General features: G+C 69.2%; 12 protein-coding genes. 2 read left to right on the top strand and 10 right to left on the bottom strand.

Features of this window, described 5'->3' with window-relative positions:
• Window positions 1-176: 176 nt before the first annotated feature.
• From mqnC to IZR01_RS45040, 3 genes are all read right to left on the bottom strand, one after another.
• On the bottom strand, window positions 177-1,391 hold the full coding sequence (mqnC, locus tag IZR01_RS45050; RefSeq protein WP_194893809.1) for a cyclic dehypoxanthinyl futalosine synthase: 1,215 nt from the start codon (window positions 1,389-1,391) through the stop codon (window positions 177-179).
• Window positions 1,392-1,446: 55 nt separating this feature from the next.
• Window positions 1,447-2,412 carry a DUF1152 domain-containing protein gene (locus IZR01_RS45045; protein WP_194893808.1) on the bottom strand — a complete coding sequence of 322 codons (966 nt, stop codon included), beginning with the start codon at window positions 2,410-2,412 and terminating at the stop codon, window positions 1,447-1,449.
• A 109-nt stretch (window positions 2,413-2,521) separates the two neighbouring features.
• Window positions 2,522-3,067: a PaaI family thioesterase gene (locus tag IZR01_RS45040; RefSeq protein WP_194893807.1), complete on the bottom strand. Its 546-nt coding sequence runs from the start codon at window positions 3,065-3,067 to the stop codon at window positions 2,522-2,524.
• 185 nt (window positions 3,068-3,252) lie between these two features.
• Between IZR01_RS45040 and IZR01_RS45035 the strand changes: the two genes are divergently transcribed.
• The gene (locus IZR01_RS45035) at window positions 3,253-3,348 is read left to right on the top strand and encodes a type II toxin-antitoxin system RelE family toxin (RefSeq protein ID WP_194893806.1); all 96 of its coding nucleotides are present in this window, start codon (window positions 3,253-3,255) and stop codon (window positions 3,346-3,348) included.
• 82 nt (window positions 3,349-3,430) lie between these two features.
• Here IZR01_RS45035 and IZR01_RS45030 read toward each other — a convergent pair whose 3' ends face one another.
• From IZR01_RS45030 to mqnE, 5 genes are all read right to left on the bottom strand, one after another.
• Window positions 3,431-4,285: a menaquinone biosynthetic enzyme MqnA/MqnD family protein gene (locus tag IZR01_RS45030; RefSeq protein WP_194893828.1), complete on the bottom strand. Its 855-nt coding sequence runs from the start codon at window positions 4,283-4,285 to the stop codon at window positions 3,431-3,433.
• 198 nt (window positions 4,286-4,483) lie between these two features.
• Window positions 4,484-4,885 carry a DUF4229 domain-containing protein gene (locus IZR01_RS45025; RefSeq protein ID WP_194893805.1) on the bottom strand — a complete coding sequence of 134 codons (402 nt, stop codon included), beginning with the start codon at window positions 4,883-4,885 and terminating at the stop codon, window positions 4,484-4,486.
• Window positions 4,886-4,932: 47 nt separating this feature from the next.
• Complete coding sequence (locus IZR01_RS45020; protein ID WP_194893804.1) at window positions 4,933-5,442, bottom strand: GNAT family N-acetyltransferase; 510 nt, start codon at window positions 5,440-5,442, stop codon at window positions 4,933-4,935.
• Between the two features lie 17 nt (window positions 5,443-5,459).
• Complete coding sequence (locus IZR01_RS45015; RefSeq protein ID WP_194893803.1) at window positions 5,460-5,702, bottom strand: hypothetical protein; 243 nt, start codon at window positions 5,700-5,702, stop codon at window positions 5,460-5,462.
• Between the two features lie 126 nt (window positions 5,703-5,828).
• A complete protein-coding gene (mqnE, locus tag IZR01_RS45010; protein ID WP_194893802.1) occupies window positions 5,829-6,989 on the bottom strand; it encodes an aminofutalosine synthase MqnE in 1,161 nt (386 codons plus the stop codon).
• Between the two features lie 128 nt (window positions 6,990-7,117).
• Between mqnE and IZR01_RS45005 the strand changes: the two genes are divergently transcribed.
• On the top strand, window positions 7,118-8,140 hold the full coding sequence (locus IZR01_RS45005; protein WP_194893801.1) for a hypothetical protein: 1,023 nt from the start codon (window positions 7,118-7,120) through the stop codon (window positions 8,138-8,140).
• Between the two features lie 150 nt (window positions 8,141-8,290).
• Here the strand turns inward: IZR01_RS45005 and IZR01_RS45000 are convergent, their stop codons facing one another.
• Window positions 8,291-8,776, bottom strand: a complete 486-nt coding sequence (locus IZR01_RS45000; protein ID WP_194893800.1) for an Lrp/AsnC family transcriptional regulator — start codon at window positions 8,774-8,776, stop codon at window positions 8,291-8,293.
• Between the two features lie 616 nt (window positions 8,777-9,392).
• The gene (locus IZR01_RS44995) at window positions 9,393-9,878 is read right to left on the bottom strand and encodes a DUF3291 domain-containing protein (protein ID WP_194893799.1); all 486 of its coding nucleotides are present in this window, start codon (window positions 9,876-9,878) and stop codon (window positions 9,393-9,395) included.
• Window positions 9,879-10,000: the final 122 nt, after the last annotated feature.

Raw genomic sequence — 10,000 nt, 5'->3', positions numbered from 1 at the left:
CCATCCGCGCTCTGGCCGGCCTCGGCTTCGCCTTCACCCCCGCTGAACAACCACTGCGCACCCCGGACCGCCTCACCGCCGCCCTCGGCCACTAGATCAAGTCAGCGTGTTAATGAAATGCGCCCCCGTGCCGACGAATTGCCGACAATGACGGGTTTACCCAGCCCGACCACCCCCTACCGCACGTCGACGAGCTTCAGCTCCGGGTGCGCCGTCCCGCCCTCGATCGCCGTGGACGCGATGTGGCTCATCACGTGGTCGTCGACCGGGTCGTTCGCCGGGTCGTCGTGCACGGTGATCAGCTCGTAGGTGGTGCTGCGCTGGGCCGGGACCCGGCCGGCGGCGCGGATCAGGTGGATCAGCTCCATGCGGTTCGAGCGGTGCTTGGCGCCGGCCGAGGAGACCACGTTCTCCTCCAGCATCACCGAGCCCAGGTCGTCGGCGCCGTAGTGCAGCGACAGCTGGCCGGCCTCCTTGCCGACGGTCAGCCAGGAGCCCTGGATGTGCGCGACGTTGTTCAGGTACAGGCGGGCGACGGCGATCAGGCGGAGGTACTCGAACATCGTGGCCTGGGTCTGGCCCTTCAGCTTGTTGTTCTCCGGCTGGTACGTGTACGGGATGAACGCGCGGAAGCCGCCGGTGCGGTCCTGCACGTCGCGGATCATGCGCAGGTGCTCGATCCGCTCGGCGTTGGTCTCGCCGGTGCCCATGAGCATCGTGGACGTGCTCTCCAGCCCCAGGCCGTGCGCCGTCTCCATGATCTCCAGCCAGCGCTCGCCGGATTCCTTCAGCGGCGCGATGGCGTTGCGGGGGCGGGCCGGGAGCAGCTCGGCGCCGGCGCCGGCGAAGGAGTCCAGACCGGACTCCTTCAGCCGGGTGATGGCCTCCTCGATGGTGACGCCGGAGACCTTCGCCATGTGCTGCACTTCGGAGGCGCCGAGGGAGTGGATGACCAGCTGCGGGTACTCGGCCTTGATGGCGCGGAAGTTCTCCTCGTAGTACTCGACCCCGTAGTCCGGGTGGTGCCCGCCCTGGAACATGATCTGCGTGCCGCCCAGCGCGACGGTCTCCGCACAGCGGCGCAGGATGTCCTCCAGCGGACGGCTCCAGACCTTGTCCGACTTCGGCGGGGCGTAGAAGGCGCAGAACTTGCACGCCGTGACGCAGGCGTTGGTGTAGTTGATGTTCCGCTCGATGATGTACGTGGCGATCTCGCCGTCGTCGCCGTACACCCCGGAGTAGCGCTTGCGGCGGGCGGCGTCCGCGGCGGTGCCCAGGGAGTGCAGGGGCGCGTGCCGGTACAGTTCCAGCGCTTCCTCGTACTCGATGCGCCCGCCGTCCGCGGACCGGTCCAAGGCGTCTTGGAGCTCCGCGGAGATCTGCTTGCTCATCGGGCGTGCCCTTCGTCCGGGGATCTTAAGTGCCTCTCCAGGGTACTTCGCCGGATCAGTGCGGGAAGTGTCTGGGTATCCGGCGGTCGGCGAGGCCGTCACGGAAGGCGCCGATGATCGTGGTGATCTGCCCGAAGGTCAGGGTGTCCGCCAACTCCGGCAGATAGAGGTGCCGGGCGGCGAGTCCCTCGACGGTCGCTGTGAAATACATCGCCATGAGTGGGTTCACAAAAAGCACACTGTTGTGTGTGCGTTCTGTGAAGTGAACATTTCCGGACACACCGAGCATCGCCGAGGCGATCTGGCCGTGCACGATCGAGGGCCGCAAAGGGGTGTTCTCCTGCGCGTATGCGACCGCGTCGAGGTAGAGCGACCCCTCGCGGGAGGCGCGCGGGATGGAGAACGCGCCGAGGTAGGCGCCGTCGGCGTCCAGATCGGCCAGGTTCTCCAGCACCTGCACGTGGTTCACGCCGTGGTAGGCGTCGATGCCGAAGCCGATGCTGACCACCAGCCGCACCGGCACCTCGGCCAGCCCGGCCACGGTCGCCAGGCTCAGCATGTCCTCCTCCGGCGTCCCGAGACCGGCCTCGTCCCCGCGCATCAGGATGTCGGTCCCGCCGTCGACCAGCACGATCGCGTCGATGCCGTGGTGCGCGATCAGCGCCCGGTAGGCCTCGGTCAGCGGCCGCACGCCGGTGCGCTGGAACGCGTAGACCGTCGAGGGCTCCCCCGCGATCTTCAGCCAGCGGGCCAGCGTCCGCTCCGGGAAGTACTCGGCGAACCCGCCGGTGGTCGGCGTGACGGTGGCGACGTCGGGAGCCAGCCACGCGTCGAGGCTGAAGCCGGAGGAGACGAAGGTCAGGTTGGCGAGGAACACCTCGGCCCCGCGCTCGCGCAACGCGAGGGCCAGCGGCAGGCCGCCGAGGATGTCGAAGCCGCCGCCGGCCCCGGCGACCAGGATGCGCTGGGAGTCGGCGAGCGCCGCGAACAGCGGCAGGTCACGCAGGCTGGTGGTGGTCATGGGTGAGGACGATAGTGGCGGTGGGCTTACTACAGCGTGCCGGTTTCCGCAGAAGCTTTCCGCAGAAGCTATTGCGGCACTGGCTACGGCTGCGGCTACTTGTCCACGGCTACTTGTCGCCAGCCCGGAAAACCATGCAGCTCGACGTCGCGGTCCCGTAGAGCTTCCCGTTGGCGTCCACGATCCGCGCCTCGGCCAGCGCGGTCCGCCGGCCCATGTACGTCACGGTGCCGATGCACTGCACCTGACCGGTGTCCTTGGTCATGCCGCGCAGGAACTTCACCGACAAGTCGAGCGAGGTGTAGAAGTCGCCAGCCGGGAGCAGCGACTGCACCGCGCAGCCGCACGCGGAGTCCAGGAGCGTGGCGTAGACGCCGCCGTGCACCGAGCCCATCGGGTTGTAGTGGTGCTCGGCCGGAGTCAGGGTGAAGACCACGCGCCCCTCCGCGACCTCCCCGATGCCGTCGAACCCCAGCGTCGCCGTGATCGGCGGCACGGGCGTGCGCCCCTCGGCCATGGCCCGCAGGTATTCGATGCCGGACATACTCCCGCCCTCGGCGAAGGAGGCCAGCGGATCGCTCCAGGTGTAGGTGCGGGTGCGCTCGGCGTCCGCGGCCGGCGCGGCGCCCTCGACGCCGTCGATGGTCTCGGTCATCGCACGTTCCTCCTGGATCTGAGTGAGTGGTCGGTCAAGTTAGCAACTACTAAGTAACAACGAGTTTAACCCACCGGTGGTTCCCGAGGTGGGCTGGATGTCCAGTTGTCAGATGTACACACGATGCGCCGGATATATCGGATTCGGTAGCCTGACGCCATGAGTGAGACCGCCGCAATGACGATGTGCGTCGCATCCACATCGGCCGCTACAGAGTGCTCTACGAGATCGACGAAGCACAGCAGCTGATCACCATCGCGCGCCTCGGCCGCGTCGAATAGCCCCGCTGACCCCCGCGGCTAACCCCCTCGGCTGACCCCCTCGGCGCCGGCTCCCCTCCGGCGCCCCGGCACGCGCAGCGGCTCAGCCGGCGGCCGGCAGCAGCATGACCTCCGGCACCCGCGAGATGCCGATCTGCGGTCCGACCTGGCGCGCGAACTCGCGTACGCCCTCCAGCTGGCGCTCGCCCAGCGAGAAGTCCAGCGTGGTGAAGTAGTCCTCCAGCTCGGCGGCCGGGAACTGCTCCCAGCGCTCGACCTGGCGGGCCACCTTGTCGACGTGCTCCAGGGAGATGTCGCGGGAGCGCAGGAAGCCCTGGTGGACTTCGTGGACGATGTCCGGGCAGCGTTCCACGTACTCCTTGCGGGCCGCCCAGACCGCGAAGACCATCGGCAGGCCGGTCCAGTCCTTCCAGGCCTGGCCGAGGTCCAGGAGGTTGGCGTCGAGGCGCTGGGCGTCGTAGAGCCAGGCGCGCAGGGCGGGGTCGCCGATGATGACGCCGGCGTCGCCTTCGCGGAGCATCTGCTGGAGGTCGGGGGCGCAGGGGAAGTAGTGGGGCTGGACGCCGTACTTCTCGCGGAGGATGAGCTGGGCCAGCTGGACGGTGGTGCGGCTGGTCGAGCCCAGGGCCACGCGGGCCCCGTCCAGTTGCTCGTAGGGGACCTTGCTGACCAGGTTGCAGCTGGTCACCGGGCCGTCGCTGCCGACCGCGACGTCCGGCAGGACCACCAGTTCCTCGGCGTTGCGCAGGTACTCGACCAGGCTGATCGGGCCGATGTCCAGATCGCCGGCCACCAGCATGGTGGACAGCACGTCCGGACTGTCCTTGATCAGCTCCATGTCGAGGATGGCGCCGGAGTTGACCAGGCCCCAGTAGATGGGCAGACAGTTGAGGAACTGGATGTGCCCGACGCGGGGTCGCCGCCGGCACTGGGTCATGTGCGCTTCGAGCCGCGCGTCGGAGATGTCGTCCACGGGGTTCAGGTTACGACCGCGTGATCGGACGTCCAGAGTCGGGGCAGTCCGGCGAAAGCGACGAGCCGGACATTCCCCGGCCCGAACCAGGGATGTCCGGCGCGTTCGGTCGGCGCCCGGCGCCGGAGGCGATCGTCCGGCGTTGAGGAAGGCGCCGGCGGATCAGTCCTCGTCCTCCATGGCCGCGTTCGCCTCGAACCGGTCGGCCAGGCGGTCGGTGCGCCGGGTCACCTGCGCCGACATCGCGTCGCGCTGCCGGGACAGCAGGAAGAACGAGGCCACGCCGGAGATCAGCAGCGCGCCCATCGCCAGGTAGAGCACGCCGTTGCCGGTGACGATGTGCCCGGTCGCCGCGACCAGGCCCCACAGCACCGCCAGCGACACGATGAAGATCGCGATGCGCAGCGTGGCGTAGCGCATGGTGGCGTGCTTGGCCACGGCCACCGCCGCGCCGGCGGCCAGAGTCTCGGACTCGGACTCGGACTCGGTGGCGGTCGCCGTGTCGGCGGTGCCGGGGGCGTCCTGCACCTCGGGCTTGTCAGCCGTCTTGTTGTCGGCAGGCATCCGCCGACTCCTTCCATCGATATGAGAGACCAGCGACGGGGCGGGGTCTACAGGCTCAACGCCATGTGGATCTCGTCCCGGTAGTCGTCCGCGGCGACCCGTATCAGGCGCGGGATGCGGCCGACCTCGGTGTATCCGCATTTGGTGTAGAAGTGTTCCAGCCCGAGCCCGCCGCGGCAGGTGAGGTGGAGCATTTCGACACCGTCGAGGGTACGCGCCACCCGCTCGGCCTCCCGCAGCAAGTCCTGCCCGTAGCGCTTGCCCTGGTGTTTCGGGTGCACGACCACGGTCTTGAGGATCCGCGCGTGGTCCATCAACGAGAACTGGTGGTCCTCGACGACCAGGAAGGCCGCGGGCTCGCCGGCCTCGGAGCCGACCAGCAGCAGGTCCTTGCCGACCGTGAACTTACCGAACGCTCGGGCCTCGACGGCCTCGCGCTCCACCGGGGCCACGAAGCCGATCGCCCCGCCGGCGTTGGTGGCGTCGGTCCAGATGTCGACCAGCGCCGCACGCAGCGCGTCGGGTATCTCGGGGTGGGTCTCAAACGTCAGGGCCATGACGATCATCGTCTCATTCAGCGCTCGACGGCCTGGGCCTGGGCCTGGGCCGCGCGCCGCGCCCGGCGCAACCCGACCGCGATGTTCAGCACCGCGCCCGCCACGACCACCAGCGCCGCCACCGCCACCTCGGACGGGGCGACCGGCTGGGACCGGTTCAGCAGCAGCGCGCCGCCGGCCACCGCGAACAGGCCGACGGCCAGTACGCGCAGCTCGGTGGCCCAGCTGAAGGGGCGGCGGGGGCGGTCGCGGAAGTTCACAAGATAGGACTATGCGGCACCGGTCGGCCGATTCCCAAATCAGTCCCACGCCACAGACGGCGCACATCCGCCGCCGGATGTACGCCGTCTGTCACAACCGGATTCCGCTCAGTGAGCGGAGCCCGCTCAGAACGTCATCAGCTGCGGCTCTTCGCGCCGCCCCGACTCCGGCCCCGGGTACTCCTTGATGACCTCGTACCTCGTGTTCCGCTCCATCGGCGTGAACCCGGCGTCGCGGATCAGCTCCAGCAGGTCCTCACGGGTCATCTTGTTCGGGGTGCCGTAGTTGTCGGCGTCGTGGGTGATCTTGTACTCGACCACCGAGCCGTCCAGGTCGTCGGCGCCGTAGTTGAGCGCCAGCTGCGCGGTGGACAGGCCGTGCATCACCCAGAAGCACTTCACGTGGTCGAAGTTGTCCAGCAGCAGCCGGGACACCGCGAAGGTCTTCAGCGCCTCGACGCCGGTGGCCATCGGCTGGCCCATCAGCCGGTTGCGGACCTTGCCGTCCTGGCTGTCGTGGAAGTCGTGCTGGAAGCGCAGCGGGATGAACACGGCGAAGCCGTTGGTCTCGTCCTGGAGCTCGCGCAGCCGCAGCACGTGGTCCACCCGGTGCCGGGGCTCCTCGATGTGGCCGTAGAGCATCGTGGCCGGCGTGCGCAGGCCCTTGGAGTGCGCCAGCCGGTGGATCCGGGACCAGTCCTCCCAGTGCGTGGCGTGGTCCACGATCTGCGAGCGGATCTCCCAGTCGAAGATCTCCGCGCCGCCGCCGGTCAGCGACTCCAGACCGGCCGCGATCAGCTCGTCGAGGATCTCGTCGGCACCGAGCCCGGAGATCTTCTCGAACCAGTGGATCTCGGTGGCGGTGAAGGCCTTGATCGAGACGCCGGGCAGGACCGCCTTCAGCTCGCTGATCGACTTCGGGTAGTAGCGCCACGGCAGCGTGGGGTGCAGACCGTTGACGATGTGCAGCTCGGTGATGCCGTCCGGCTCCATGTCCTTGGCCAGCCGGACGGCCTCCTCGATGCGCATCGTGTAGGCGTCCTTCTCGCCGGGCTTGCGCTGGAAGGAGCAGTACGCGCAGGAGGCCGAACAGACGTTCGTCATGTTCAGGTGGCGGTTGACGTTGAAGAAGACCTTGTCACCGTTTTTCCGGGTCCGTACCTCATGGGCCAGCTCACCGAGCCAGGCCACCTCATCGGTGGCGTACAGGGCCACTCCGTCTTCGAACGACAGCCGCGAACCGGCGAGGACCTTGTCCTCGATCTCCTGCTTGAGCCCGGAGTCCATGGCCTCACCTTTTCCCGTGCGACGTCCACCTGATCAGACAGCAGAGTACGGCAGCGGTTCGTAACGGCCTCGTCCGGATTGGATGATCGCGTTGCATTCCGGCGGCCGGACAGCGGATAGTCGTCATCATGTCCGAATCACCCTCACGACGAGCCGCCGGCCGGCCCCCCGGGGACGGTCGGGGTGGCCGTGGCCGTCCCGACGGCTACGGCCGGCAACCCGCGCCTGGTCAAGGGCCGTGGGAACCGCAGCCACGGACGGCGCAGCGCCCACCCCGGGACGACCGCGCGCCCCGGGGTTACGACGACGGCGGATACGGGCAGCAAGGGCAGCAACCACGCTCCGGCGGTCGCGGCCGACCGGCCGGCTACGACGACGATTACGCGGCGGCTCCCGCGCCGGCTCCGGCCCGGGGCGGGAGCCGGGGCAGCCGCGGCCGGGCCCCGGCGAACGAGGCCGGCTACGAGCGCTACGACGGCGACCCCCGCGACGCCGACCGCGCCGACGGCCAGGGCGGCGGTTACGACGACGACGACGGGTACGACGAGGCTCCGGGCCGGGGCGGGTCCCGCCGGGCCGGAGCGTCCCGCTCCGGCGGGTCCCGTTCCGGCGGCGGCTCGCGCCGGGCCGGGACGCCGGTGGCGGCCGGCGCCGTGGCCGGAGCCGGCGGCGCCGCGCTGCCCCTGGGCCCGCGCCTCGGGATCGGCTTCGCCATCGGCGCGGTCCCGGCGCTGGTCATCGCGTTCCTGTGCGGGATGATGTCCAGCGGCGGCTCCGCGCGGTCGATCGCCGGGGTCACGCTGAACTCGCAGCTGCTCTCGCTGTCCGCGCTGGCCGTCCCGGCGATGATCCTGATCATCGGCGGGCTGCTGCGCTGGCGGCAGCTCAACCCGTTGGGGCTGACCTGGGGCTTCGCCGTGGTCTCCGGGCTGAGCTGGCTGGCGCTGCTGTTCGCCGCGCAGGTCAAGAACGTGATCCCACACCTGACCCCGCTGGTGACGGTGCCGCTGGTGACCGGCGCGGCGGTGGCCGCCGCGGCCTACCTGACCGACGAGAACACCACCCCGACCGGCCGGTACGCCTGCCTGGCCGCGGTGATCGCCTCGCACATCGGGATCGTGGCCATCGTGGTGACGATCGTGCTGGCCTAGCCGCCGACCGACCCGGCAGGACCGACCCAAGCCGAACCCGCCGCCGACCGCGCGGCACCGACCGAACAGCCGAAAGGGCCGCACCGGACTGATTCCAGTCTCCGGTGCGGCCCTTCGTTTGCGTTTCTCTGTTTCCCTGCTCGGTGCTGCTCAGTGCCGCTCGGCGTGCTTGGTGTCGTCCTCGTCGGGCGCGGCCAGCTGCATCGGCCGGTCCTCCCACTTCGTCGACAGCGCGACCGTGGTCCGGGTACGGGCCACACCCCGGATCCGGGTCAGCCTGCCGATGATCCGCTCCAGGTCCTCCGGATGACCGGCGCGCACCTTGAGTAGGAACGACTCCTCGCCGGCGACGAAGAAGCAGTCCTCGATCTCCGGGACGTCGCGCAGCCGCCAGGCCACGTCGTCGAGCTCGGCGGAGTCCGACAGCAGGATGCCGATCATCGCCGTCACGTTCAGCCCGAGCTGTTCCGGGGCCACCATCGCCCGATAGCCGGTGATGACGCCGTTGCTCTCCAGCCGGTTGATCCGGTCGGTCACCGACGGCCCGGACAGACTGACCAGGCGTCCCAGCTCCGCGTACGACATGCGGCCGTTGGTCCGCAGCGCGTCGATCAAGGCGCGGTCCACCGCGTCCATGCTTCCTGATCACCTCATCCGCGTCGATGGACGACCCGTCCGGGCCGCCCGGTCCCACCCGGGTGCGAGCGTATCGGCTCCCCGGGCGGCCCCGGCCCCCGCGCGGGGCCGTCCGGGGTCTTCTCGGGACCGCTGTGATCCCCGGCTAACGATCTGTGACCGCCTTCACCTTCAATAAATTGGACACAGAGCGTAGAACCCCTTAGAATCTAAGGCATAGAACAGATTAGGCCCGACAGATCGAAGGAGTCAACGATGAACTTCCAGCCGTACGAACTGCAGGCCGCCCACACCCGGCTGAACGACCTGCGCAAGCAGGCCGCCAAGGCCCGCCTGGCGCGCGCGACGAAGCTCGCCCGCAAGGCCTGACCTGCGGTAGTACCACCCAGCACGACCTAGCAAGACCGAGCAAGACCAATTGCGCGCCACTTAGGCAACACCCCTAGAGCTCCGGCCGCCGGCTGCGTCGATCTACTCCCCCCCGGATCGACGCTCGGGTACCGGCGGCCGGGAACAACGGGAGCGCCCTTCCAGTCCGTCCCCCCGGGACTGGAAAGGGCGCTCCTTTGCGTTGCGTGGGTGCGTCGCGTGCGCTGCCTGCGTGCGTCGCGTGCGCTCAGCCCTCCGGGGCGAACAGCCGCTGGAACGAGAACGCGCGAGCGGTGGCTCCGTGCTCGCGGAAGTGGGCCAACCGGTCGTGCGCGTCCTGGACCGTGGGCAGCGTGCCGGCCGGGATCCACCACAGCGTGGCGAAGGCCTCGGGCAGCTTCTGGAAGAACTCCTTGCGGCGGGTCAGCAGCGCGCGGTGCTCGCCGGAGAAGGCGAAGTCGCGCAGCGCGCCCACCGATTCCCACACCGTCAGGTTGACGATCATCTCGGGGTCGCCGGGCCAGGCGACGTCGGTGGCGCCGAGTCCGGAATCGCTGCCCTCCAGCAGCCAGACGAACCCGGGCATGGTCCGGCCCTGGTTGTTCACCGGGGACAGGTTCTTGGTGAAGTCCTCGATGGCCGGGTCGCCCAGCGGGGCGACGAGCCGGCCGATGTTCACTTGGGCCAGGTGGAAGCCTTCGAAAGGGCCCAGAAGGGCGTCAGCAGTGTCCATTGGTAGTTAGAGGCGCGGTGCTCGTGAGAGCCCGTTTCCTCTGTCCCCTTTCAATCCGTGCGTGCGGTTCTCCCGCACACGGCTTACCGATGATCTTCTTGACATGGTTACGCAGTCTCCGG

It is taken from the genome of Catenulispora pinisilvae (assembly GCF_015356865.1).
GTDB lineage: Bacteria > Actinomycetota > Actinomycetes > Streptomycetales > Catenulisporaceae > Catenulispora > Catenulispora pinisilvae.
Note: the sequence above shows the minus strand (reverse complement) of the source record. Positions and strands in the feature narration are given on the sequence as shown.